The following is a 24637-nucleotide window of genomic DNA, read 5'->3' as shown; positions in this document are numbered from 1 at the left end:
AGGCGGCGCATAATCGCGATCTGGAACGATTCAATCCCGATTTTGGGCCGTTTCGACGGCGCGTGTCCGCTGGAGGGACGGGTACGGTTCGAGTGAGCGGCGCGATGCGCGGAGCCTTTTCCGCGCCCGCCCGCACCGATACTCTCGGCTCATGGCCTCCGTCCCGCTCACCGACGCGCAGGTGCGCGAGCTGCGCGAGAAGTACGCCGCGGGCGCACGCCAGGTGCAGCTCGCGGCCGAGTACGGCGTGCGCCAGAACACCGTGTCGAGCCTGGTGACCGGGAGGTCGCGCCAGGAGGCCGGCGGCCCGATCATGCCGGGCAAAGCGCGCAAGGTGACGAGCGCGGAGGTGGTCGCGATCCGGGAGGCCGTCGCCGCCGGCGCCCCGCGCGCGGAGGTCTCCGAGCGCTACGGCATCTCGCACCAGATGGTCTCCAACATCGCCTCCGGCCGCGCGTTCGCGGACGTCGGCGGACCGCTGACCAGCACCGCGGCGACACGCGCCCGGCCGCTGACCATCGAGCAGGTGGAGCGCATCCGCGAGCGCGTCCGTGCCGGGGAGGACCGCCAGGCGATCGCGGACAGCTTCGGCGTCTCGCACTGGACGATCGCGTCCGTCGTCCGCGGCGCGACGACGGGGGTGGCGGAGGCGGCCGGCGAGGACGACGAGGTCGTCCAGATGCGCCGGCTGCACAGCGCCGGGGTGTCGCAGACCGAGATCGCCCGCCGGTTCGGCACCAGTCAGCAGCGGGTCAGCCTCATCGTCCGCGGCAGCTCGCACGCCGGGCACGGCGGCCCGATCGCCGAGCCGCACAGGAGGCGGCTCGGCGACGACGAAGTCCGCGGCATCCGGGAGGCGTACGCGGAGGGCACGCAACTGGCCGAGCTGGCCGAGCGCTACGACGTCGCGCCCGCGATCCTCCGGCTCGTCGTCACCGGCCGCACCTACGCGGACCGCCCCGGCCCCATCGCCGCCGCCCCAGCCCCCGCAACCCCGCCGAGGGGCACGTAAACGCCCCTGAAACGGCGTTTCAGGGGCGTTTACGTGCCCTTCGAGTCGGGAGGGGCGGCGGCTCGCGTCAGCCCAGCCAGCTCATTCCGGACCAGCCGGAGCCGATGCGGACCGGCGGCAGGAAGCCCGTGTCCCCGTCGCCGCCGTAAAGCCAGAGGCTGCCCGAGGTGTCGCGGGCGACGATGTCGTCCGTCCCGTCGCCGTTGACATCGCCCACCGCCAGGAGCTGGTTCATGATCCCCCAGCCGCTGCCGATCTGGATGGTGGGCTGCCAACCGGTCGGGGTGTGCGGGTACAGCCAGAGCCGGCCGGCGCCGTCCTCGGCCACGAGGTCGGCCTTGCCGTCCGTGTTGAAGTCGCCGACGCCGACGAGGGAGGCCATGCCGGCCCAGCCGGAGCCGATCACGCTGGTCGACAGCCAGCCGCCGTGGCCGTTCCCGGGGTAGAGCAGGAGCCGGCCGGAGGTGTCGGTCGCGACGATGTCGGCCGTCCCGTCCCCGTTGAAGTCGCCGACCGAGACGATGCGGACGAGCGCGTTCCAGCCGCTGCCGACGGCGCGGCGCGCGCCCCAGCCTCCCGAGCCGTTGCCCGGGTACAGCCACAGGGTGCCGGAGCTGTCCCGCGCGAGCACGTCAGGATGGCCGTCACCGTCGAAGTCGCCGGGCGCGACCATCGCCGTCATGCCGTTCCAGCCGCTACCGACCTGGACAGCGGCAGGGTTCAGCCAGCCCGAGGCGCCGTTGCCGCGGTACTCCAGCAGCGCGCCGGCGGCGTTGCGGGCGAGCACGTCCGGGTGCCCGTCGCCGGAGTAGTCGTGCAGGCGCGGGTGCGGCGCGGTGATCGTGATGTCGACCGTCGCGGGGGTGCCCGAGCGCCAGTCGGTGTCGACGGTGACGGAGATGGTCCCCGTGACGTTGCGGAGGGGCCCCTTCGAATAGGACTGCGCTGCCGTCTGGTTGAACTGGCCGCCGCCGGTGTCGGGCTCTGTCACGACGACGGAGCCGCCGTACCCGTTGTCCGTGAGCAGCCGGACACCCGGGGAGACCCGGATCGGGTAGGCGTTCGTGCCATCCATCGACCAGAATGCCGTCTGGGCATAGTTCGCCCTGTCCTCAACGAAGTAGACCTGCTGGGTCGCAGGGTCGACGACCCGCGCGTAGTCGCCCTGGGCCGACACGTCGTTGACCGGCACGGCGTGCCAGGTGTGGGGTGGTCTCGCCGGCGGCGAGCGCGTAGGTGGTCTCGGTGTGCGGCGTCCAGCCGAGGGCGTCGCGCGTGGCCGAGTTCAGGTCGCCCAGGAGGTCGTACTCCGGATCGGCCGTCCCCATCACGTCGTACATGTCACCCCCGTAGAACCAGGTGCAGTTGGGGCCGTGGGTCAGTCCGCAGTACTCGAGATCGGAGGAGCCGATCCCGACGTTGACGCCGATGCCGTTCGCGAGGAGCTGGGTGTCGACACTGAGGCCGACGGTCTCCTCGATGAGGCCGCTGGAGCCGAAGCCGTCGCCGATCGTGCTGACGGCCGTGTACTCGTTCTGGCAGTCGGAGGGCAGCAGCACGACCAGGTGGTGGGCGCCTCCGGCCGGCGGCCGGTTCCAGTAGTCCTGAGCGGAGGTATAGCCGAGCGCGACGGCCGCCTGATCCCAGAGTGTGTCGATGTCCTGGGCGCACCCCTGCGGCGAGGTGATCGTCGTCACCGTCGCGGTGTTCGGGAAGCTGAGCTGGGTCGAGGGGTCGGTCCCGCGGTGCGACTGGTTCGTCCAGAACGTCCCCACCGTGTTCGCGATCGTGTCCAGATTCGCGGTCGAGTAGGTCGTGGGGTCGACCGGACGGACGCCCGCGGGGTTGACGACCACGATGTCGATGCTGTGCGTGTTCGGACCGGCGGCGACGGCAGGGGTGATCGTGGCCTTCGCGATCGGGAGCGGCTTCACGCTCCCGTCGCGCGCCGTGAGCGGTGCGGCGGTGGCCGTGCCGCTCGGGACCGCCACCGTCCCGTCGAAGGCCGCGCCCGATGCCGCGCCGGCCGGCACCTTCCCGCTGACGGGGATGGTCGTGCCGGAGCCCGTCACGACCGCGTAGCGCGTGCCGGTGTGCGCGGTCTTCACGGGCGCGCCGGTCTTCGTGACGACGGGCTGGACGGTGGTCACCCGCAGCGTGCCCGTCAGGGGAACGGCGTGCGAGCCCTGCGGCACGGTCCCATTCACGGTCAGCGGACCGGAGGCGGGTGCGGCCTTCGCGGCCACGCTCGGAACGGTCGTCGCCGGCACGGGCGCGGCTGAGGCGGCGCCGGTGGCGGACAGGGCGGTCAGGATCAGCGAGGCGGTGAGGGCACTGGAGGCCGCGGTCACCCATCGTCGGGTCGAAGTCACGGATGAACACTATGCGTCCGCGAGACCGAATCGGACGGCTCGGACCACCCCAGTCCGGGGCGCACGGTATGTTTTCGGGGCGGTGGTGCCCTCACGCGTCCCGGTTGACGATGGTGAACGCGAGCTGCGCCGCCGGACCGAAGACCGGCAGGGCGCGGGCGGCGGCCGGGAGGTCGAGCACCGCGTGGATGACGTTGCGGTCCTGCGGGTCGGGCGTGAGCACGAGCTCGTCCGCCATCTGCCCGAGCTGGTTGATCGCTCCCGGGACGGCGCTGTTCCAGCCCGTCCACGCGCCGAAACGGCCGTCCGCGGCGCGGCCGATGTCGACGATGAGCACGTCCTGCCAGTCGCCGACCTGCTCCAGGTTGCTGGAGAAGTCGAAGACGCCGTTGCGGGTGATGACCTGGTAGACGCGCAGGGTGAGGGCGTAGCGGGAGAGGTCCTCGCTGAGCCGCGCATAGTCGCTCGCGACGGGCGTGCTCTGTGCTGCGGTCGTCGCGAGCTCGTGGGCCACCGCGGCGACTGCCGAGGCCGACACCTCCGGGAGGGTCGGATCGAGCGGGTTCGCCAGCGCGATGTCCACGGGTTGGGAGCCCGCATCGGGGCCCGACTCGTCGTTCCCGGCGCCGAACGATTCGACGAAACGATGCCACCAGCCCTGGTGCGCGGGCGGCTCAGGCGCGTCGTCCACGACGACCGCCGGCGTCGGGTCGTCGCCCACCCCCGGGGTGACGTGCGTCGGCGGGAGGTCGGTGGGCGGCTCCTTCGAGAACAGGAACGTCCCCACCAGCGGGATCGGCGCGTCCACCGAGTCGTCCCCTGGCGCACCAGGGGCGTGCTGCGCGATCTCGGCGTTGAGCTGCACCGGGTTGTAGTGCACGGCCTTCTGCTCGGTGATGAGCACGGACAGCCCGCGGATGGCGAGCTGGAGGTCGGCCTGCCAGGAGACGTCGGGCTGCGCGGCGACGACCGAGGCGGGCGGGAGCTTGCTCAGCTCCACCTGCACCGACCAGTGGCCGAACAGGAAGCGCGACAGGTTCTGGTAGCCCTCCTCGGAGTTCACCTCCCCGTACGGTCCCGAGTGGGATTTGTAGACGAACGCCCGGTGGGCGCCCTTCACGTAGGCGTTCTCGATGAGCACCAGCCCGTCGCTGCGCGGACCGACGCCGAGCTTGGCCAGGTTGTAGTCGTTCTGGTCGGTGCCGATGATGCAGAACACATCGTCGACGTCGAACACGTCCGACGGGATGATCCGCGGATCCCACGACACCCCGATCGGTGTGTCCCCGAACTTCTTGCCCGGCGTGAGGTAGCCGTACATCTTCGGCGGCGAGAAGATGTCCGACCCGGCCGGGCCGAAGGTCTCCATCAGCCAGTTGAGGAGGCCGCCGGTGAAGACGATCCCGCCGTGCGGCGTCGCGTAGGTGCAGAACTTGGCGACGAGCTCCTTCGCCGGGATGCGTCCGTCCTCCTCGCACACCTTCTGCATCATGCAGCGCGCGACCAGGCCGCCCATCGAGTGCGCGACCAGGAAGACCTTGGACGCGCCGGTCTTCTCGCGGACCAGCAGTACGAGGTCGTACAGCTCGCGCGCCGCCTGCTCGATGTCGAAGCCCTGCGCACTGGTGTGCTCCCGGACGAGGTCCTCCGTCCAGGTGATCGCCCGGTCGAACAGGTTGCCGCTGCGCGGGGTCGGCGCGGCGTAGGTGGTGGCGGCCTCGTCGTAGAAGCGGTGGATCCAGATGGACTTCTGCGGCAGCGAGCCGTCGGCGGCCGTCGCGAGCAGCTCCTTCTGGCTGCCGCGCACGAGCACCTGGTAGGCGCGCTCCCCCAGCAGCCGCAGGAGCGGACCCTCGAACTGGTAGAACATCGGGTCGCCGTCCCCGTTGACCCGGGTGTGGGTGGCGCCCTCGTTGAAGCCGTAGAAGGGATCGTTGACCGTGGAGTCGATCTGACTGGTCGGGCCGGCATACCCGCGGCAGTAGACGATCGGCAGCTCTTGCACGGGCCAAGGGTCCCGCCGATGGTGAGGAAGTGTCAAGACCGAGCGGTCTACCGCCGGCACGACGAAGGCGGCCGGCCGCACGAAATGCGACCGGCCGCCTCACGCGTCCGAGAGCGTCAGCCGCCGATGCGGATGAGCTTCTTGTTCACGAACTCGTCGGCGCCGAAGCGGCCGAGCTCACGACCCGAGCCGGAGCGCTTCACGCCGCCGAAGGGCAGCTCGGCGCCGTCGGCGAGCACGACGTTGACGAAGACCATGCCGGCCTCGATCTGGTCGGCGACCCGGAGGGCCTGCTCCTCGTCCGTCGTGTAGAGGTACGAGCCCAGGCCGAACGGGGTGTCGTTGGCGATGCGCACGGCGTCCGCCTCGTCCTTCGCGCGGAACACCTGCGCGACGGGTCCGAAGAACTCCTCCTTGGAGGCCGGGTTCTCCGGGGTGACGTCGGTGAGCACGGTCGTCTCGAAGAACGCGCCGTCGCGGCCGCCGCCGCGCACCAGGGTCGCGCCGTTGGCGACGGCGCGCTGCACCTGCTCGTCCAGACCCTCCGCCGCGCGCAGCGACGAGAGCGGGCCGAGCGCCGAGGACTCGCTGGTGGGGTCGGTGGCCTCCACCTCGGCGAGCTTGGCGGTGAACTTCGCCAGGAACGAGTCGTACAGGTCGTCAGCGACCACGAAGCGCTTGGCCGCGTTGCAGGACTGGCCGCTGTTGTCGAGGCGGGCGTCGACCGCGTTCTGCACGGTCGCGTCCAGGTCGTCGGTCGACAGCAGGATGAACGGGTCGGACCCGCCCAGCTCCAGTACGACCTTCTTGAGGTTGCGGCCGGCGATCTCGGCGACGGCGGCGCCCGCGCGCTCCGAGCCGGTCAGCGAGACGCCCTGCACGCGCGGGTCGGCGATGACCGTCTCGATCTGGTCGTGCGACGCGTAGATGTTGACGTACGCGCCCTCCGGGAAGCCCGCATCCAGGAACATCCGCTCGATGGCGGCGGCCGACTCCGGGCACTGCTCGGCGTGCTTGAGCAGGATGGTGTTGCCGATGATCAGGTTCGGGCCGGCGAAGCGGGCGACCTGGTAGTACGGGAAGTTCCACGGCATGACGCCGAGCAGCACGCCCAGCGCCGAGCGGCGGACGACCGCGGAGCCGGCGCCGTCGAGCAGCGTGATGGGCTCGTCCTTCAGGAACTCCGACGCGTGGTCGGCGTAGTACTCGTAGATCGCCCCGGCGAAGTCGACCTCGCCGAGCGCCTGCTCCACCGGCTTGCCCATCTCGCGCACGATGATGTCGGCCAGCTCCTGGCGGCGCTCGACGTGCAGCTCACCGACGCGGCGCACCAGGGCCGCGCGCTCCTGGACCGTGGTCGTCTTCGACCAGGTGCGGTACGCGTTCTCGGCCGACGCGATCGCGGCCTGGAGGCCGGCGTCGGTGATCGTGTCGAAGGTCTTGACCGTCTCGCCCGTGGCGGGATTGGTCACGGCGTAGCTCATGTTGCTCCTTATTCCTACAGTGACGGGGTCGTGGCCCTGGGGTGATCGGGGCGGAGAAGCCCTCGAGAAGACACTACGGGTCCGGTGTCGGCTCGCGCTACGAGTCGAAGCCGAGCCCCACCGCATCCAGGGTCTTCTGGAGGACGTTGCGGCGTCCTTCGTTGTGGTCGGCGCGGTTGAGCGCCCACCGGCTGAGGTTGATTCCGGTGCTCGCCAGCGGCTCCGGCGGGAACGGGCTCGGCTTGCTCCTGACCATCTTCAGCTCGGTCAGCTCGGTCGGCGTCCCGCCCAGGAGGTCGAGCAGCACGCGCGCGGCGAACCGGGTGCTCCCCACGCCGAGCCCGGTGAACCCGCTGGCGTAGGCGACGCGGCCCTTCCGCGCCGTGCCGTAGAACGCGCAGAACCGGCTGCACGTGTCGATCGCGCCGGCCCAGCGGTGCGTCGCCCGGATGCCCTCCAGTTGCGGGAAGGTGGTCAGCAGGTGGCCCGCCAGCCGCTCGAAGGTCGCCCGGCGCTCCTCGTAGCCCGGCTCCACCCGGCGGCCGTAGTGGTAGACGGCGTCGTAGCCGCCGAACAGCAGCCGGTTGTCGCGGGAGAGCCGGTAGTAGTGGAACTGGTTGGCCATGTCGCTGAGGCCCTGCCGGTTGGTCCAGCCGATGTCGGCCAGCTGGGCATCGCTGAGCGGCTCGGTCATCAGCACGTAGTCGTAGACGGGGACGGTCATCAGCCGGTTGCGCTTCAGCAGCGACCGGAACACGTTGGTCGCCAGCACGACGCGGTCGGCCGTCACGACCGTGCCGTTCACCGGCAGGCGCACCGGGCCGGAGCCGTCCGTCTCCACGGCGCCGACCGGCGAGCCCCCGTAGAGCTCGACGCCGAGCGCCTCGCAGGCGTCGGCGAGGCCGCGGGCCAGCTTGGCGGGATGCACGAGCGCGGCGTCGCGGCGGTTCCAGACTCCGGCGAGGTAGGTCGGCGAGTCCACTTCGTCGCGCACGGCCTCGGCGTCCAGGAACTCCCCATCGCCGTCGGCCGCGGCCTCCTCGGCCCAGGCGACCTGGTGCGGCTCGACCGCGACGTTCAGCAGCCCGGTGCGCTCGAAGTCGGCGTCGACGCGCAACTCGGCGAGCGTCCGCTCGATGGCGTCGAGGTTCTCGCGGCCGAGCTGCTGGAGGCGGTCGAACTCCTTCGGGAACCGGCCGCGGCCGTTGACCTCGCCGTGCGTGAGGCTGGCCTCGCAGAACCCGCCGTTGCGCCCGGAGGCCGCCCAGCCGATCCGCTCGGCCTCCAGCAGCACCACCCGCCGCCCGGGGTGCTCCTGCTTGGCGAGCAGCGCGGCCCAGAGCCCGAGGTAGCCGCCGCCCACCACTGCGAGGTCGGCGCGCAGCGGCTCCTCGACGGCGGGGCGGCGGGCGCTCGGCGCGTCCGCGATCCAGAACGAGCCGTGCTCGCTGCCCTCCAGGAGGTGCGCGATGGCGGAGTCGGAGGGGGCGTGCCGTTCGAAGACGGTCGTGTGGGGCATGGGAGTCCTGTCGTGAGAGGGAGTCGGGAGGGTGCGGGGGCCGCTCAGGCGACCGGGTCGGCTTCCGCCCGCGGCACCGAGTCGAGCAGCAGGCGGGTGTACGGATGCTGCGGGTCCGAGAGCAGGTCGACGGTCGCGCCGCTCTCGACGATCTCGCCCGAGCGCATCACCACCGTCCGCTCGCAGACCGTGCGCACGACGCCGAGGTTGTGGCTGATGAACAGCACCGTCAGCCCGCGTTCGCGCCGGAGGTCGGCGACCAGTTCGAGCACCTGTGCCTGCACTGAGACGTCGAGCGCGCTGGTCGCCTCGTCCATGACGAGCAGCGCCGGCTCGATCGCGAGCGCGCGGGCGATGGCGACCCGCTGCCGCTGGCCGCCGGAGAGCGTGCGCGGTAGGGCCTGCGCGTGCGCCTCCACCAGCCCGACCTGGCCGAGCAGTTCGAGCACCTGCGAGCGGGCGCCCGCGGCGCTCAGGCCCGGGTGGTGGAGGCGCAGCGCCTCCTCCACGGCCCGGCCGGCGGTCATCCGCGGGTCGAGCGAGAGGTACGGGTCCTGGAACACCATCTGCACGCGTCGCGCGTGCCGCAGCCGGTCGGTGCGCGTGCGCGGCCGCCCGGCCTGGGCGACGCCGTCGATCTCGACCGTCCCGGCGTCCGGCTGCTCGAGGCCGACGATCATGCGGGCCAGCGTCGACTTGCCGGACCCGGACTCCCCCACGACGCCGAGCGCCTCGCCGGACGGGATCGCGATGGTGGCGCCGGCGACCGCGCGGACCGGCCCCCGGCCGCGCACCTGGTAGGTCTTGGCGAGGTCGCGCACGTCCAGCACAGGAGGCGCGCCGGCTGCGGTGCGTTCGCGCGGCTCGTCCCCGGTGACCTCGATGGTCGGCGTCGCCGCGACCAGGCGCTGCGTGTACGGGTTCACCGGCTGACGGAGCACGCGGGCCGCCTGGCCCTGCTCGACGACCTTCCCCTCGCGCATCACATAGACACGGTCGCAGAAGGCCGCGGCGAGGGTCAGATCGTGGGTGATGAACAGCATCCCCATCGCGCGCCGGTCGCGCTGCTCGGCGAGCACGTCGAGGATCTGCGCCTGCGTCGTCACGTCGAGCGCGGTGGTCGGCTCGTCGCAGACCAGCAGCTTCGGCGACCCGGCCAGCGCGCCCGCGATCATCACGCGCTGGAGCATCCCGCCGGAGAACTCGTGCGGGTACTGCCGCAGGTGCTGCTCGGGATGCGGCAGGTGCACCGCCTCCAGCAGCTCGACGGCACGGGCACGGGCCTCCGCCGCCGGACGCCCCTCGCCGAGCCGCAGGGCTTCCGTGAGGTGGTCGCCGATCGTGCGCATCGGGTTGATCCCGGCGCGCGGGTCCTGGAACACCATCGCGGCGGTCGTGAGACGCAGTCTCCGCAGCCCGGCGCGGCTCGCGGTCAGCACGTCCGTGCCGTCCAGCCGCACGGCGCCGGTCGTCTCCGCCCGATCGGGCAGGAGGCCGAGCACCGTGCGCGACGTGACGGACTTGCCGGAGCCGGACTCCCCCACCAGCCCGACGGTCTCGCCGTCGGCCACCGCGAGGTCGATGCCGTCCAGCAGGCGCTTGCCTTTCGCGCCCTTCGCCGGCGAAGGGAGGTCGAGGGTCAGCCCGGAGATCTCGAGCAGGGTCATGGGAGGTTCCTTCCACCGATCCGGTCCGAGAGCTCCTCGCCGATCACGTTCACGGCGACCACGACGATCACCACGGCGACGGCGGGCACGATCGCGGGCAGGAAGTACCCGCCGGCGACCCCGGCCTGGGCCTCGTTGATCATCGCGCCCCAGTCGGCCGTCGGCGCCTGGACGCCCAGACCGAGGAACGACAGGCCGGCGAGCTCGGCGAGCACGTAGCCGAAGTTCAGCGTGGACTGCGCGCCGACGGTCGGCGCGACGTTGGGCAGCACCCGACGCACCGCGATCCACGAGCCGGCGAACCCCTGCACCCGGTACGCCGAGACGTAGGGGCGGGACCGCTCGGTCGCGACGAGCTGGCGCGTCAGCCGCGCCACGAACGGCGAGTACGCGATGCTCATCGCGATCACCGGGGCCACCAGCCCCTTGCCGAACAGCGCAACCGCCATGATCGCGATGAGCAGTGACGGGAACGCGAACAGCACGTCGAAGACGCGGGCGAGCGTGGCGTCGAGCCAGCCTCCACGCCAGCCGGCGACCAGTCCGAGCACGATGCCGAGCAGCGTGGACGCGATGACGACCAGCAGGGGGCCGAGCAGCGCCGTGCGCGCGCCGAAGATCATCCGGCTGAGCGTGTCGCGGCCGAGTGCGTCGGCGCCGAGCCAGTGCGCCGGACTCGGATTCGCGTACACGGCGGAGAAGTCGACGTGGTCGGGGTCGTAGGGCGCGATGAACGGGGCGAAGACCGCCGCGAGCGCGATCACCGCGAGCACGACGAGGGCGACCGTGAAGCCGAGGCGTGCCGGCCGGCGCACGGTCGAGCGCATCACCTTCAGCGCGAGCGTCGGAGTCGGGGCGCTCATCGTCCGGCCTCCCCCGCCGCCGCACGCGGGTCGATGACCGGCTCCAGGAGGTCCACGATCGCGTTGACCACGATGAACGCGGTCACCACGAACAGCACGATCGCCTGCACGACGGGGAAGTCCAGCCGGTCGACCGACTGCACGAGAAGGGAGCCCATGCCGGAGATGCCGAACGCCGACTCCACGATGGAGGTGGCCACCAGGAGGCCGGCGACCAGCATGCCGCTCACCGTCACGATCGGCCCGATCGCGTTGCGGAAGACGTGCCGCCGCACGACCGTCGCGCGCTTCAGGCCGCGACTGGTGGCGACCTCCACGTGCTCGCGGCCGAGCTGCTCGACCATCGACATGCGCGTCACCTTTCCGATCAGGACAACGAAGACGATCGCCAGTGCGATCGACGGGAGCACCAGGTGGTAGGCCATGTCGAGGAGGCCGGTGCCGGAGCCGAACGCGGGGAACCAGCCGAGCTGCACGGCGAAGACCGCGATCAGCACGATGGAGCCCACGAACGACGGGATGGCGCCCAGCACGGTCAGCAGGGTCAGGGTCGCCCGGTCGGCGATCCGTCCCCGGTTGAGGGCTGCGACCGTGCCGGCGACGAGACCGACGACGGTGATCATCAGGCCGGCCATGACGACGAGCCCGAGGGTCACCGGCAGCCGGTCGCCGATCACCGTGGCGACCGACTGGCGGTACTGCAGCGAGCGACCGAAGTCGCCGTGCAGCATCCCGCCGACCCAGTTCAGGTACTGCTGCCAGGGCGGCAGGTTCAGGCCGAACTCGGCGGTGACCTGGGCCACGGCCTCCGGGGACGGCTTGCGTCCCCGGAGGAGGAAGCCCACCGGGTTGCCCGGGACCAGGAAGCGGGAGAAGAAGACCAGGAGCGAGGCGAGGAACAGCGTCAGCAGGAGCGAGCCGAGCTTGCCCGCGACCCGCCGCGCCGCCGCCTTACCGGGCGCCAATCGTGGCCGCCCACGGGTAGTAGAGGAACGCGACGGACGGCGCCACCCCGGTGATCTTCTTGCCGACGAACACCGTCATCGGGCCCTGGAAGAGCGGCAGCCACGGGAGCTGCTGGTTGGCGATCTTCTGCAGCTCGGCCGATGTCTCGGCGCGCGCCTTCGGGTCGGCGGTGCCCACCGCCTGGTCGACCAGAGCGTCGAAGCCCGGGTCGGACCAGTTGCCGTAGTTGCTGAACTGACCGGTGCGCAGCACGCCGTACATCTCCAGCGGGTCGGGCGTGGAGAGGTACCAGGAGGTGTAGAACAGGTCGACGCCCTGGCGCGCGGTCGGGTCGGAGAACAGCGTGGTGTACGAGTCGGGCGTCATCGTCTGGATCTTCGCCTTCAGGCCAATCGACTCGGCCGCCGCGGCCGTGGCCTGCGCGACGACGCTGAAGTCGGCTCCCATCGGCGCGGTGCGGATGGTGATCGTCTTGCCGGTCGCTCCGGCATTCTCGACCAGCTTCTTCGCCGCGGCGACGTCGTACTTGTAGGGGGCGAGGCCGGAGAAGGCCGCCTTCTTCGTCGCGTCGGAGGCCTCCCCCCACACCGACTCGGTGGTGAGCGCGTTGGTGACCGAGCCGTAGCCCTTCACCGCGGCGTCGACGATGCCCTGGCGGTCCATCGCCATCAGCAGCGCCTTGCGGACGTTCAGATCGCCGAGCACGCCCTTCAAGTTGCCGACGATCAGGCTTCCCACCGCGGTGTTGAGGCCGAAGTAGAGCTTCCCCTCGCTGGTCGCGTTCAGCTTCTGGATGGCCTCGGTCGGCACCATCCAGCCGCCGTCGACCTGGCCGGACGTGAGCGCGTTCACCCGCGCGTTCGGGTCGGTCATGAACAGGATGGTGACCGTGCCGGCCTTGGCCTTCAGCTTCGGGTCCCAGTACTTGTCGTACCGGGTCAGCGTCACCGACTCGCCCGACTTCCACGAGGTGAGCTCGAACGGCCCGGTGCAGTTGACCAGTCCGGTCGAGTTGCCGTAGTTCTTGCCCTTCGCTGCGAGCGTGGCGGCGGACTCCACGACGCCGGCGGCGCCGCTGATGCCGAGGTTGAACTGCGAGTCCGGCTTGGTCAGAGTGACCGTGACCTCCATGGGCCCGGTCTGGTCGATGGAGGCGACGTTCTGATAGACGGAGAACCAGGACGAGCCGACCGCGGGGTCGAGATGGCGGCGCATCGACGCGACGGCGTCCGCGGCGGTCATCGGGGTGCCGTCGTGGAAGGTGACGCCGGGCCGCATCTCGTAGACCCAGGTGGTCGGGGTCGGGTTGGAGTACGACTCGGCAAGCCCGGGAGAGATCGTGTAGTCCGGGTTGAGGCGCAGCATCGACTCGCAGACGTTGGACAGCACCTGGTTGTCCGAGTAGTCGAACGCGTACGCGTAGTCGAGGGAGTACGGCTCCGCATACGAGACCCAGGTGAACGATCCGATGTCGCCGGAGGGCGCGGGAGTCTGGGCGGTGAGCCGATAGGACGGGTGGGCGCCGGACGAGGAGGCGCCGGAGCCGGCGGGCGAGCACGCGGCGAGCGCGAGCCCGGTGACGAGGACGGCGGCGGTCGCGAGGACGAGACGGCGTCGGGTGCGGTGTCGAGGCATTGCGGATCCTCCTGTGCAGTGGGGGCGGGTGGGCTGTCGGGGGTGGTCAGGCGGTCGCGGCGACCTGGTCGCGGACGTAGACGGGCACGCCGCCGACCCAGGTGGAGACGACCGTGCTCTCATGGATGCGGTCGGCCGGCACGGCGAACGGGTTCGGCTCGATCACGACGAGGTCGGCGCGGTAGCCGGGAGCGATCGTGCCGGTGTCGTGGTCGCGGTGGTTCACGTACGCGGAGCCGGAGGTGTAGGCGGCGAACGCGGTGGAGAGGTCGAGGCGCTGCCGCTCTCCCCCGAGCGGGGCGTCGTCCGATCCCGGCGAGACGCGGTTGACGGCGATGTGGATGGCGGCGATCGGGTCGGCGCTCGACACCGGCCAGTCGCTTCCGGCGGCCAGCCGGGCTCCCGCCCGGTCGAGGTCGCCGAACGGGTACTGCCTGGCCTCCAGACCGTCCTGGAGGAACGGCAGCGTCAGCTCGTCGAGCTGGGTCTCGTGGCAGGCCCACAGCGCCTGCAGGTTGGCGACGGCGCCGAGCTCCGGGAAGCGCGTGGCGTCCTCCTCCGACACCACCTGGAGGTGGGCGAGGTGGTGCCGGCCGTCGCTGTCGCCGTTGGCGTCGCGCGCGGCCGCCACGGCATCCAGGGCCTCCTGCACGGCACGGTCGCCGAGAGCGTGGAAGTGCACCTGGAAGCCGAGCCGGTCGAGCTCGGTGACGTAGTCGGCGAGCCGCTCAGGGTCGATGAACGACAGGCCGGAGTTGGCCGTCTCGTGGCCGTGCGCGTCGAGGTACGGCGACTTCATCGCCGCGGTGAAGTTCTCGGCGACGCCGTCGACCATGATCTTGACCGTGCCGAGCGTGAAGCGGTCGTCCCCCAGCCGCTCGAACTCGTCGCGTCGCCGCACGATCGCGTCGACCTGCTCCGCGCCGGTGTCGCGGAGCCACCACTGGGCCCCGCGGACGTGTGCGATGAGGGTGTCCTCCTCCAGCGCGCGGCGGTAAGCGGGGAGGTTGGCGGGCATCGACGCGACGACGCCGATCATGGCGTCCTGCCAGCCGGTGACGCCGAGCTTCAGCAGCTCGCTCTGCGCGCGCAGCAGTCCCGCGTAGGCGAGGTCGGCGTCGATGTCCGGCTTGACCGCGTCGAACAGGTCGCCGGCTCCCTCGTGGAACGTGCCGGCCGGGAACCCGTCGGCCTCCCGCTCGATTCGCCCGTCCACCGGGTCGGACGTGCTCGCGTCGAGCCCGGCGAGCCGGATCGCGGCCGTGCTCGCCCACAGGCTGTGGTGGTCGCGGCTGGCGACGAGCACCGGCCGGTCGCCCACCACCGCGTCGAGGAGGCCGCGCGCGGGGGCGCCGCCCGGGAAGTGGTCCATCGACCAGCCGCCGCCGAGGATCCAGGCGCTCGCATCGTCCGTCGCGGGATGCTCCGCCGCGTACTCGGCGACCCGGCGCAGCGTGTCTGCCGCGTCGGCCGAGTCGGCCAGCGAGCACTGCAGCAGCTCGACGCCGCCGCCGACCGGGTGGATGTGCGCGTCCTGGAAGCCGGGGCTGAGCAGCGCCCCGCGCAGGTCGACCACCTCGGTGGCCGGGCCGCGGTGGGCCTCCGCCCCCGCCTCGGACACCAGCCCGAGGATGCGGCCGTCGCCGATCAGCACGGCATGGCCGGCAAGCGGCTGCCCTGTCCCGGTGAAGATCTGACCTCCGGTCAGGATCATGTCTGCGTCGGCCATCGCCCTGGTTCCCTTCGTCATCGAGTGGATCGAGGCGATGCTAGAAGACTTTCAACACCAATGTCAACACTGCTGACATGACTGTTGGCATGGGCTAGGGTGAAGGTGTGACTGAAGCGATGACGCAGGACCACTCGAAGCGCCTCGATCGCGCCGCGATCGTGAAGGCCGGCCTGGAGATCGCCTCCAGCCCGAGCACCGCCACGATCTCCATCCGCGCGCTCGGCACCGCGCTCGGCGTCGACCCGACCGCGGTCTACCGCCACTTCCGCGGCAAGGACGACCTGATGAAGGCGCTGCTGGACGAGGTGCAGGCGGTCGCGCTGGCGCAGCTCTCAGACGCGGACGGCGACTGGCGCGACCGCCTCCGCGCCCTCTCCCGCGCGACGCTCGACACCTTCGTTCAGTACCCGGCGATCTCCCTGGAGGCGACGGTCCTGACCACCAACGGCCCGGCGGAGCTCGCGACCATCGAGTACATCCTGGCCGCCTTCGCGGAGGCCGGCCTCAGCGGCTCGGACCTGGTCCGCCACTACGCGCTGTTCGCGTCCTTCGTGCTCTCGGAGGCCGCCGGCATCGCCCGCGGTCGCACCACCACGTCGACGACCAGCGACGACACCCGCGTCAGCAACGCCTGGTTCGAGGGCCCCCTCTTGGTCGACCCGCTCACCCACTCCCACATCGCCTCCGTCGCGGCGGAGCTCCGCGACCTCCGCGACGAGGACATCTACCGCATGGGCGTGGACGCCATCCTCGACTCCGCCGAGCGCGCCGCGGCCTAGCCCGCGCCGCGAGAACTCAGGCGGCCCGCGCCCTCCGCCCGCGCGCCGCGGCCTTCCACCCGAAGTCGATCACCACCGCCAGCACCAGGATGCCGAGCAGTGCGAACGCCGTCTTCGGCTCGTTCACGAGCGTGGTGGTGCTGAAGATCACGAACGTCCCGAGCGTGGCCAGCAGGCCGACGACGAGCACCACGACGTTGCCGCCGGTCTCGTGCCGGATGCGCAGGTGGCCGACGCTCACCGCCGAGAACACCAGCAGGGCGACCGCGCTGCCGATGGAGGCGATCGCGTTGAGGTTGAAGAACGAGACCAGCATGATCGCCAGCGCCGCCATCACGACCAGCCCGGCCGGGAACGGCCCGAGCTTGCGGCCGAAGAACGGCGGGAACTGGCCGACGCTCGCCAGGTGCTGCGTCATCCCGATGGACGGGTAGAGGCCGGCGTTCACCGCGCCGGTCGTCGAGAACAGCGCCGTCACCACCATGAGCACGTACCCGGCCTGCCCCAGCACCGGCTTGGCTGCCTCGGCGAGCGCCGTCGACCCGTACTTCACGACCTCGTCGGCGGTGAGCGTGCCGAACACCCCGAGCGACACCGCGACGTACACCGTCGTGGCGATGAGCAGCGCGAAGTAGATGGCCCTCGGCAGCTGGCGCGCCGGGTTCGGGAGGTCCTTCGCCGTGAACGTGATGACACCGAAGCCGAGGAAGGCGAAGAATGTCAGCGCGACGCTGGAGATGATCTGCGTCCAGCCCGGATAGCCGGACGGCGCGAGGAGGGCCGGGTTCCAGTTCGCGATCGTGACGACCGCGAACAGCACCAGGATGACGAGGACGACGCTCACGATGACCGACTGCACGCGCGCGACCGCCGTCGAGCCGATGGTGTTGAGCCCGCTCATCACCAGGATGAGCAGCACGCCGAGGACCTTCGCCCAGAACGGGTCGTCGTGCGCGACGACCGAGCTGGCGTAGCTCCCGAACGACGACGCGATCATCGCGACCACGATCGACCCGGCGGTGAAGAACAGCCACGCCCCGATCCCGGCGACGTGCCCCTCCCCGAATCCTTTCGACAGGAACGTGAGGATGCCGCCGCCGGAGGGGTACGTGGAGCCGAGCTTCGCGAACGAGTAGCCCTGCAGGAAGGCGATGATCCCCGCTATCAGGAACGACAGCCAGACCGCAGCGCCGGCGACCGCGCCCGCAGCGCCCAGGAGGGCGAAGATCCCCGCCCCGACCATCGAGCCGACCCCGATGTAGGTCGCCTGCAGCACCGTCATGCGCTTGGCGCCCGACGTCGAACTCATCCGCGACCTCCGATCCCCTCCCCGTGGGCGTACGGCCGCGGGCGCCGCCGCACGGGGGGTTGAACCGCCGCGGCGCCCGGAGCCGGTGATCCGGCGTGCGCGCTAGCCCAGTGCGCGCGCCTTCAGGTGCGCGAACTCGTCCTGCGTGATCGCGCCCGAGTCCAGCAGGGCCTGCGCCTTGGCGATCTCGTCCGCCGGGCTCGTCGAGGAGGTGACGTCGCGGATGTGCGCGTCGACCGCCGCCTGCGTGTCGACGGCCTCCTTCATGTTGCGCTCTGCCATCCCGCGGCCACGGGCGATGAGGTAGATCAGCGCGGTGAGGAACGGCACGAAGATCAGGAAGATGATCCAGACCGCCTTCCACCAGCCGTTGAGCTTCTGATCGCGGAACAGGTCGCCGATGATCGCGAACAGCGCGAACAGGTACGCGACGAAGGCGAAGCACCAGAAGAACAGCCAGACGGTACTCCAGAAGTTGCTCATTTCGTTTTCCTCCCCTCGAGCGCCGGCCCTCTGACCGGCGACCGGAATGTAACCCCGCCTGGACACCTCTGGCTACACCCGGTTTTCGCGCCTTTCGAAATGTTCGGAATCCGAGACATTCGCCCGATTCCCCTATTCCCATCCCAGCCAGGGTGATGCATCCTGTGGCCGGACGGGCAGACGGCATTGGGGCAGACGGCGTCGGGGAGGCCGATCATGGAAATCGCCTTGGTCATCATCGAGGGGTGCGTCGTCATCGGCGCGATCGTGCTGGGGGTCAGGACCGGCGGGATCGGCCTGGGCCTGTGGGGGGTCGTCGGCACCGCGATCCTCGTGTTCGTCTTCCGGCTGCCGCCCGGGTCGCCGCCGATCGACGCCTTCTTCATCATCATCGCCGTGATCACCGCGTCCAGCGCGATGCAGGCCGCCGGCGGCATCGACTACCTGGTGTCGATCGCATCGAAGATCATCCAGCGCAACCCGAGACGCCTCACCTACGTGGCGCCGCTCGTCGCCTTCGTCTTCACCGTGCTCTCCGGCACGTCGAACATCTTCTTCGCGCTCATCCCGGTCATCTACGAGACCGCGTACCGCAACGGCCAGCGGCCCGAGAAGGCGCTCGCGGCCTCCACCGTCACGTCGGGCCTCGGCATCACGGCGAGCCCGGTGTCCGCGGCGATGGCCGCCTACCTGGTGCTGATGGAGTCGAAGGGTTTCGGCCTCCCGCAGGTGCTGGCCATCACCATCCCGTCGGCGATCGTGGCGTGCATCGTGACCTCGTTCGTGCAGCAGCGGGTCGGCAAGGAGCTGCTCAGCGACCCGGTATTCCTGAAGCGCGTGGAGGCCGGGACGGTGGAGGTCCCCGCCGCGCTGGAGCGCCGGTACGAGCAGCAGGTCGGCCTGGCGGCGCCCGCAGCGGCGACCGCGGGCGAGGAGGGGGCCGGCACCCCCGGCGCCGCTCCCGCCGCCGTCGCCACCAAGCCGCCGCGCGGGGCCGGCCGGCTCTCGAAGGAGGAGGCCTCCACGATCGAGCACCCGGTCCCGCCGGGAGGCCGGACCGCCGCGTGGATCTTCGTCGTCGGCACGCTGCTCGTGGTGCTGCTCGGCCTGTTCCCGTCCCTGCGCCCGGCCTTCCCGGACGCGGAGGGCAAGCCGCAGCCGCTCGCGATGGCGATCGTGATCGAGATGGTGATGTTCACCGTCGCCCTCGTCATTATCCTCGTCCGCAGGGTGAAGCCGTCGGCGGTGGTCGAGCAGCCGCTGCTGCGGGCCGGCTACGTGGCGGCCGTCGCCCTGTTCGGCATCGCGTGGATGGCCGACACCTTCATCTCCGCCAACGAGGAGACGATCATCAAGCCGCTCGGCGAGCTCATCCAGGCGAACCCGCTGCTGCTGGCCGTGGCGCTGTTCATCGTCTGCGGTCTGACGACCAGCCAGTCGGCGACCACCAACACGCTCATCCCGATCGCGCTGACCGCCGGGCTGGCCCCCGGGGTGATCACCGCGATGTGGCCGTCGCTGATCGGCGTCTGGCTGTTCCCGGCCAACGGCTCGCAGATCGCGTCGGTGGAGACCGACAGAACCGGGTCGACCAAGCTGACGCAGGTGCCGATCTGGCACTCCTTCACCATCCCGATGCTGGTCTCGTGGGTCGCCGTCGTGGCCTCCGGCCTCCTGATCCAGCTCGTCGTCCACTGACCGCCGCTCCCGGAGGAGACACCATGACCGACCCCGCAGCCGACGTGACGGCAGCCGCGAAGGAGCTGCTGCCCGACGTACTCGATCGGCTCGACGCGCTGGTGCGCATCCCGTCCGTCGCCTTCCCCGGCTTCGACCCGGAGCCCGTGCACCGCATGGGTCAGGCGGTGGTCGACCTGTTCGCGGCGGCGGGCGCGGAGGGCGTCCGCCTGCTCGACGTGCCGGGAGGCTACCCCTGCGTGTACGCCGACCTGCCCGGCCCCGACGGCTCGCCCACCGTCCTGCTGTACGCGCACTACGACGTGCAGCCGGCGCCGGAGAGCCAGGGCTGGTCCAGCGCGCCGTGGGAGCCGACCCGCAAGGAGAACGGCCGCATCTACGGCCGCGGCGCCGCCGACGACAAGTCGGGCCTGGTCGCCAACTACGCCACGCTGAAGCTGCTCGGCGCCCACCGCCCCTGCCGCGTCATCCTGCTCTCGGAGGGCGAGGAGGAGACCATCTCGCATCTGGAGGCGTTCGTGGAGGACCATCCCGAGCTGTTCGCCTGCGATGCCGCTGTGATCGCCGACATCGGCGGCCAGGAGGTCGGCCGACCCGGCCTCACCGTGGCGCTGCGCGGCGACGTGGCCTGCACGGTCACCGTGCGCACGCTCGCCAACCCTGTCCACTCCGGCGAGTTCGGCGGCGCGGCGCCGGACGCGATGACGGCGATGATCCGCATCCTCGACACCCTGCACGACGAGAACGGCGACACGGTGATCCCCGGCGTCGACTCGGGTCGCTGGGACGGGGCTGCGATGGACGAGCCGGTGTACCGGGAAGGATCGGCCATCCTCCCCGGTGTCGACTTCCTGGGCACCGGCTCTTTGGCCGACCGGATCTGGATGAAGCCCTCGGTGACGGTGCTCGGGATGGACCTCCCGAACACCGCCGAGGCGTCGAATGTGCTGCTGCCGTCGGTCACGGCGAAGCTGTCGATGCGCATCATCCCGGGTTCGGACGGCGACGCCCAGTTGGAGGCGCTGATGGCGCACCTGCGGTCGCAGCGGCCGTGGAACTGCGTCGTCGAGGTGGAGAAGGTGAAGGTCGGGCACGCGTTCCGGGTCGACGAGAGCCACCCGGCCATCCCTGCCGCGATGGACGCGATGCGGGAGGCCTACGGCCGCGACGTCGAGTCGATCGGCAGCGGCGCCTCCATCCCGCTGGTCGCCTCCCTGAAGAAGGTCTCGCCGGACGCGGCGATCCTGCTGTGGGGCGCCGAGGACACGAAGCAGTCGCGCATCCACGCCTCCGACGAGTCGGTCGACCCGGACGAGATCGAGCGGATCATCGTCACCCAGACCCTCTTCATCCGGAAGCTCTCGGCCGCGATGTAGGCCGGCACGGGACGCGGGGACGGTCGATGCGGGAGCTCGCCAGGTTCGCTGGAGCGGTGGCACTCGTCGCCCTGGTCGCCCTCGCGACGACCCCCGGCCCCGCGCTCAGCACGGTGCGGCTGGTGGACGCGCTGGTGGTGCTGATCTCGGCCGCGCTGTGCGCCTTCTGCGCAGGGGTGGCGGAGGTGCGGCGGGCGCGGGAGGTCGACGCCGTGGCGGCGGATCCGGTGGGGAAAGCGAGGGTGCCGTCGTAGGCGCGTCGAACGGCGTCTGTGTATTTTGTTCCCATGACCGACCTCCCGGACGCGCTCCCCGCCGACTACGACCCCGCGCACGTCTTCCGCGTGGTCGCGATGCCGCTCGACCGCGGCTGGGGCGTGTGGCTGCGCGCCGCCGACGACAGCGTCATCCACAGCTTCGGGATCGGGCTGCCCCCGGAGATGCCGTTCCGTCCCGACGTGCTGGAGGTGCTGGGGCCGGTGCTCAACCTGCAGTTCCGGCTGGCGTACATGGACGACTCGGCCTGGGACGAGCTGGGGAACCACTGGTCGGCGGTCGTGTACGAGTACACCAGGTAGCGCGCTCAGTCGTCGGGCGTCGACATCTGCTCGACGCCGTCGCCGTCCTCCAGGGTTCCCGGAACCGTCCCCTCGTAGAGGTACGCCGCCGCCTCCGGCCACGCGCTGGCGTCCACCAGGCGGAACACGTCGACCGCCGCGGCGCCCTCGAACGCGGCCGCCGCTCTGATCACCGCGGGAGGCCCCGCACCCACGATCGGGAGCCGCCTGCTGATGCTCTCCGCGGAGTCGTCCGGGTAGAGGAGGACGGCCACGAACATGTCGTGTGCCTCGTCCATGACCCACCCCCGAAAGTCGTCATCGCAGCACAGCCAGGACGCCGCGCCTTAGCCATCGGCACCTCCCCGAACCGTGTGGCCGCATGATGCACCAGCCGTCGCGAGCGCGGCAAGACGTCGTGCCCCCTCGCCCGGGGGACAAAATCCCGGGAATAGCCAAGGCCGTGCCGTTGGAGGCACAATCCGAACATGAGCGAAGCCAACGCCACCGGCCCCACCGCCCTCGGCCCCGGCACCATCCCCGGGGGCATCCCACTCAAGTTGCACCTGAGCGAGCCGGAGTACGCCGCGCTCGTCCGGATCGCACTGCACCGCCACACCACGGCGTCCCACCTCGTGGAGACGCTCGTCCTGCGCGCACTCGAACACGCCGACGTGCCGCCGCCGGCCGACTCGTCGCCGAAACGGTCGCACACGACCTACGACGAGGCCACCCGCGGGTTCACCAGGGACGGGGAGCGGGTGACCCTGCCGGAGCGGTGAGCGGCTGACGCCGAACCTCAGCCGTTCGTGTTGAGCGTGTAGCGGGACGCGGTGCAGCCGCTCACCAGCCAGCCGCCCGGCGCCGCGCTCGTCTGCACCTTCGTGAGCCCGGTCGAGCGCACGTGCGGCCGCGCCGTGCCCGGCACCCAGACCACCAGCCCGCAGCTCGCGCTCTGCGTCGACCCGGCCAGCTGGAGGTCTGCGCCGTTCGCCGTCAGCATCGTCACCGTCCCCGGCGCCGAGCGCGGGTAGGCGCGGCCGAGCAGGCGCAGGAGGTCGTCGCGCTGCGGGGCGTCGCCTCCCGTCGCGCAGTCCTGCACCATCAGGCCGTCCCCGGTCTTGCCGATGCCGTTCTGCGGGTCGCCGCAGGCCTGCTTCCACACCCAGTAGGCGCTGCCGAGCCGGTTCGCGTCCTCCGCCTTCGCGTAGCGGGCCAGGCGCGCGTCCACATCGGCGGTGTCGCCCCAGTAGCCGTACTCCCCCGACCAGAGCGGCGCCCCGTACTCGTCGGCGACCCGCTGGGCGAGCGTGAACTGCCGGTCCAGCCCGACGATCGGCGGGAGGCCGAGCGAGCGGTCCATCGTGATCGACTCCGCGTAGAGGTGCGGCGAGAACACGATGTTGCGGTCGGACGTGAAACCGGGCGTCGGCCCGCTGTCGAAGCCGAGCCCCGACCAGAGGATGCTCGGCTCCACGACCACGAGCTGCTGCGACCCGGCCGCGCGGATCGCCCCGATCGCCCGGTCGTAGAACCGGCCGAGCAGGTACGACGTGGTGACCGGCGCGGTCTCGCCGAAGCCCGGCTCGTTCAGGAGGTCGTAGCCCGCGACCGTCGGGTCGTCGCGGAACACGGCCGCCAGCTTCCCCCACGTGGCGACGAGCGCCGACTGCACGCCATCGGTGTCGAAGTAGAAGTTCTGGAACGCCCGGTCGCCGGCCGGCGAGATGTCGCGCCCGGTGAACTGGCAGCGCGGCGCGCCGTCGGTGAGGGTCGCCCAGGCCGGTGCGCCGTCGTAGCCCCACATTGGGTCGGTGCCGGGCCGGCAGTCCGTCCCGGCGGTGGTCGCACCCTTCCACCAGCCGTCCTGGTGCATGTCGAGCACGATGTAGATCCCGTGCGCGCGGGCCCAGCCGACGGCCTGCTCGATCGTGTGGAGGTAGCTGCTCGACAGCCCCCCGCGCTGCGGTTCGAGCGCCGACCAGGACAGATTCAGCCGCACCACGTCGAAGCCTTGCGACGCGATCCCCGCGAAGTCGGCCTCCGTGAGCGGGCGGGTCGCCGGCACGCCCTTCGTCGGCTGGTAGAAGTCGACGAGCTGGTTGACGTTGACGCCGCGCAGCAGCACCTGGTCGCCGCGGCCGTCCGTGATGACCCGGCCGGAGGCGCGGAGGAAGCCGGCCGGAGCCTCACCCGCCCTCGCACCGGCCGCAGACGCCGGCGCCGCCGATGGCACGGCCAGCGCGACCACGACGCCGATCACGACGATCGCCGCAGCCGTCGCCTGAGCCACGCGCACGCGGCCCGCGGCCGGGATGCGCTCCACGACCAGCGCGCCGACGCCCGCCACCCAGCCGACGCACGCTCCGAACGAGAGTCCGTCGGCGATCGCCACGTAGGCGGCCATCCCGGGCCACAGGTCGCCGTTCAGCCCGCCGTCGACCGCGAACGCGACGACCGCCTGCACGACCCCGACCAGCCCGCCCGCGACCAGCGCGGCAAGCCAGCCGCCAAGGACGCCGGGGACGCGCCGCCGCATCCAGTTCAGGCACAGCACCGTCGCGAACGCGATCAGCAGCACGGCGAGGATCACCGACAGCGGCCCGTGGTCGGGGCGCGCCACCGGGACGCCGGGAGCGTAGGCAGGACTCGTCCACCACACGCCCGCGAGCAGCGGGGCTGCCGCGGCGACGAGCGCGGCAGGGATCCACGGCGGCCCGCAGCGGTGCACGACCCGTCGGGTCGGGCCGCCGAACCACCGTGCGAAAGCCGCCACGAGAAGGGCGGCGGGCACTGCCTTCGCCGTCACGTAGCCCGCCGCCCACGCGCTGACCGCGAGGTTCCACGTCATCACGAGCGCGGCCGCCGCCTGCGCGAGCAGGACCGCCAGCACGATCCCCGCCACCAGCGTCCAGTACCGCTCGCCGGCGCGGAGCGCCGTCCACCACGTCATCCCGAGCAGGACGGGGAGGAAGACCAGATAAGGGGCGAACGGCCAGACGCCCGCAGCCGCGGAGGGCTGCGCCCCCGACCAGCCGACCAGCGCGAGCAGCCCGGTCGGGTCGAGGACGGCCTGGAGGACGACCAGGACCAGCGCGGCGGAGACCGCGACAAGGGGACGGCGGACCGACTTCATGGCACTCCATCGTGTCAAGGCTTCAGGCGCATGCCGACGTTGGC

General features: G+C 71.3%; 21 protein-coding genes. 7 read left to right on the top strand and 14 right to left on the bottom strand.

What is annotated here, in order from left to right; translation table 11 throughout:
* Nucleotides 1–151: 151 nt before the first annotated feature.
* A complete protein-coding gene (locus ABH923_RS18075; RefSeq protein WP_370056779.1) occupies nt 152–1012 on the top strand; it encodes a hypothetical protein in 861 nt (286 codons plus the stop codon).
* A gap of 67 nt (nt 1013–1079) precedes the next feature.
* Here ABH923_RS18075 and ABH923_RS18070 read toward each other — a convergent pair whose 3' ends face one another.
* From ABH923_RS18070 to ABH923_RS18025, 10 genes are all read right to left on the bottom strand, one after another.
* Nucleotides 1080–2204 (bottom strand): FG-GAP repeat domain-containing protein, encoded by a 1125-nt coding sequence (locus ABH923_RS18070; RefSeq protein ID WP_370056778.1) that lies wholly within the window; start codon nt 2202–2204, stop codon nt 1080–1082.
* A complete protein-coding gene (locus ABH923_RS18065; RefSeq protein WP_370056777.1) occupies nt 2125–3384 on the bottom strand; it encodes a hypothetical protein in 1260 nt (419 codons plus the stop codon). The genes ABH923_RS18070 and ABH923_RS18065 overlap by 80 nt, the downstream gene beginning before the upstream one ends.
* 91 nt (nt 3385–3475) lie before the next feature.
* Complete coding sequence (locus ABH923_RS18060; protein WP_370056776.1) at nt 3476–5389, bottom strand: esterase/lipase family protein; 1914 nt, start codon at nt 5387–5389, stop codon at nt 3476–3478.
* A 116-nt stretch (nt 5390–5505) separates the two neighbouring features.
* A complete protein-coding gene (locus ABH923_RS18055) occupies nt 5506–6873 on the bottom strand; it encodes an NAD-dependent succinate-semialdehyde dehydrogenase (RefSeq protein ID WP_370056775.1) in 1368 nt (455 codons plus the stop codon).
* A 97-nt stretch (nt 6874–6970) separates the two neighbouring features.
* On the bottom strand, nt 6971–8392 hold the full coding sequence (locus ABH923_RS18050; protein ID WP_370056774.1) for an NAD(P)/FAD-dependent oxidoreductase: 1422 nt from the start codon (nt 8390–8392) through the stop codon (nt 6971–6973).
* A gap of 44 nt (nt 8393–8436) precedes the next feature.
* Nucleotides 8437–10059, bottom strand: a complete 1623-nt coding sequence (locus tag ABH923_RS18045) for a dipeptide ABC transporter ATP-binding protein (RefSeq protein ID WP_370056773.1) — start codon at nt 10057–10059, stop codon at nt 8437–8439.
* On the bottom strand, nt 10056–10922 hold the full coding sequence (locus tag ABH923_RS18040) for an ABC transporter permease (protein WP_345836568.1): 867 nt from the start codon (nt 10920–10922) through the stop codon (nt 10056–10058). Before ABH923_RS18040 ends, ABH923_RS18045 begins: the two co-directional genes overlap by 4 nt.
* Complete coding sequence (locus tag ABH923_RS18035) at nt 10919–11887, bottom strand: ABC transporter permease (protein ID WP_370056772.1); 969 nt, start codon at nt 11885–11887, stop codon at nt 10919–10921. The genes ABH923_RS18040 and ABH923_RS18035 overlap by 4 nt, the downstream gene beginning before the upstream one ends.
* On the bottom strand, nt 11874–13523 hold the full coding sequence (locus ABH923_RS18030) for an ABC transporter substrate-binding protein (RefSeq protein WP_370056771.1): 1650 nt from the start codon (nt 13521–13523) through the stop codon (nt 11874–11876). Before ABH923_RS18030 ends, ABH923_RS18035 begins: the two co-directional genes overlap by 14 nt.
* A 46-nt stretch (nt 13524–13569) precedes the next feature.
* Nucleotides 13570–15252 (bottom strand): amidohydrolase, encoded by a 1683-nt coding sequence (locus ABH923_RS18025; protein WP_370056770.1) that lies wholly within the window; start codon nt 15250–15252, stop codon nt 13570–13572.
* A 107-nt stretch (nt 15253–15359) separates the two neighbouring features.
* Between ABH923_RS18025 and ABH923_RS18020 the strand changes: the two genes are divergently transcribed.
* Entirely contained in the window at nt 15360–16034 is a 675-nt protein-coding gene (locus ABH923_RS18020) for a TetR/AcrR family transcriptional regulator (RefSeq protein WP_370056769.1), read from the top strand.
* Between the two features lie 16 nt (nt 16035–16050).
* On the opposite strand, the gene ABH923_RS18015 is transcribed toward ABH923_RS18020, so the two are convergent.
* Both ABH923_RS18015 and ABH923_RS18010 read right to left on the bottom strand, forming a co-directional pair.
* On the bottom strand, nt 16051–17343 hold the full coding sequence (locus ABH923_RS18015; RefSeq protein ID WP_370056768.1) for an APC family permease: 1293 nt from the start codon (nt 17341–17343) through the stop codon (nt 16051–16053).
* Nucleotides 17344–17445: 102 nt separating this feature from the next.
* Entirely contained in the window at nt 17446–17826 is a 381-nt protein-coding gene (locus tag ABH923_RS18010) for an SHOCT domain-containing protein (RefSeq protein WP_370056766.1), read from the bottom strand.
* 216 nt (nt 17827–18042) lie between these two features.
* Here ABH923_RS18010 and ABH923_RS18005 point away from each other — a divergent pair, with 216 nt between their 5' ends.
* Genes ABH923_RS18005 through ABH923_RS17990 form a run of 4 tightly spaced genes read left to right on the top strand, consistent with a single transcriptional unit; the run spans nt 18043 to nt 21478 of the window.
* Complete coding sequence (locus ABH923_RS18005) at nt 18043–19524, top strand: anaerobic C4-dicarboxylate transporter family protein (RefSeq protein WP_370056765.1); 1482 nt, start codon at nt 18043–18045, stop codon at nt 19522–19524.
* A 23-nt stretch (nt 19525–19547) separates the two neighbouring features.
* Nucleotides 19548–20900: a M20/M25/M40 family metallo-hydrolase gene (locus ABH923_RS18000; protein ID WP_370056764.1), complete on the top strand. Its 1353-nt coding sequence runs from the start codon at nt 19548–19550 to the stop codon at nt 20898–20900.
* Nucleotides 20901–20956: 56 nt separating this feature from the next.
* Nucleotides 20957–21154, top strand: coding sequence for a hypothetical protein (locus tag ABH923_RS17995; protein ID WP_370056763.1), 198 nt, complete (start codon nt 20957–20959; stop codon nt 21152–21154).
* Between the two features lie 33 nt (nt 21155–21187).
* Nucleotides 21188–21478 (top strand): hypothetical protein, encoded by a 291-nt coding sequence (locus ABH923_RS17990; protein ID WP_370056762.1) that lies wholly within the window; start codon nt 21188–21190, stop codon nt 21476–21478.
* Between the two features lie 5 nt (nt 21479–21483).
* Here ABH923_RS17990 and ABH923_RS17985 read toward each other — a convergent pair whose 3' ends face one another.
* Nucleotides 21484–21756, bottom strand: coding sequence for a hypothetical protein (locus tag ABH923_RS17985; RefSeq protein WP_370056761.1), 273 nt, complete (start codon nt 21754–21756; stop codon nt 21484–21486).
* A 189-nt stretch (nt 21757–21945) separates the two neighbouring features.
* On the opposite strand from ABH923_RS17985, the gene ABH923_RS17980 reads away from it, so the two are divergent.
* Nucleotides 21946–22239 (top strand): hypothetical protein, encoded by a 294-nt coding sequence (locus tag ABH923_RS17980; protein WP_370056760.1) that lies wholly within the window; start codon nt 21946–21948, stop codon nt 22237–22239.
* 17 nt (nt 22240–22256) lie between these two features.
* On the opposite strand, the gene ABH923_RS17975 is transcribed toward ABH923_RS17980, so the two are convergent.
* The gene (locus ABH923_RS17975; protein ID WP_370056759.1) at nt 22257–24593 is read right to left on the bottom strand and encodes a glycoside hydrolase family 5 protein; all 2337 of its coding nucleotides are present in this window, start codon (nt 24591–24593) and stop codon (nt 22257–22259) included.
* Nucleotides 24594–24637: the final 44 nt, after the last annotated feature.

This window comes from Leifsonia sp. EB41, from assembly GCF_041262565.1.
In the GTDB taxonomy this organism is placed as follows: Bacteria; Actinomycetota; Actinomycetes; order Actinomycetales; family Microbacteriaceae; genus Leifsonia.
Note: the sequence above shows the minus strand (reverse complement) of the source record. Positions and strands in the feature narration are given on the sequence as shown.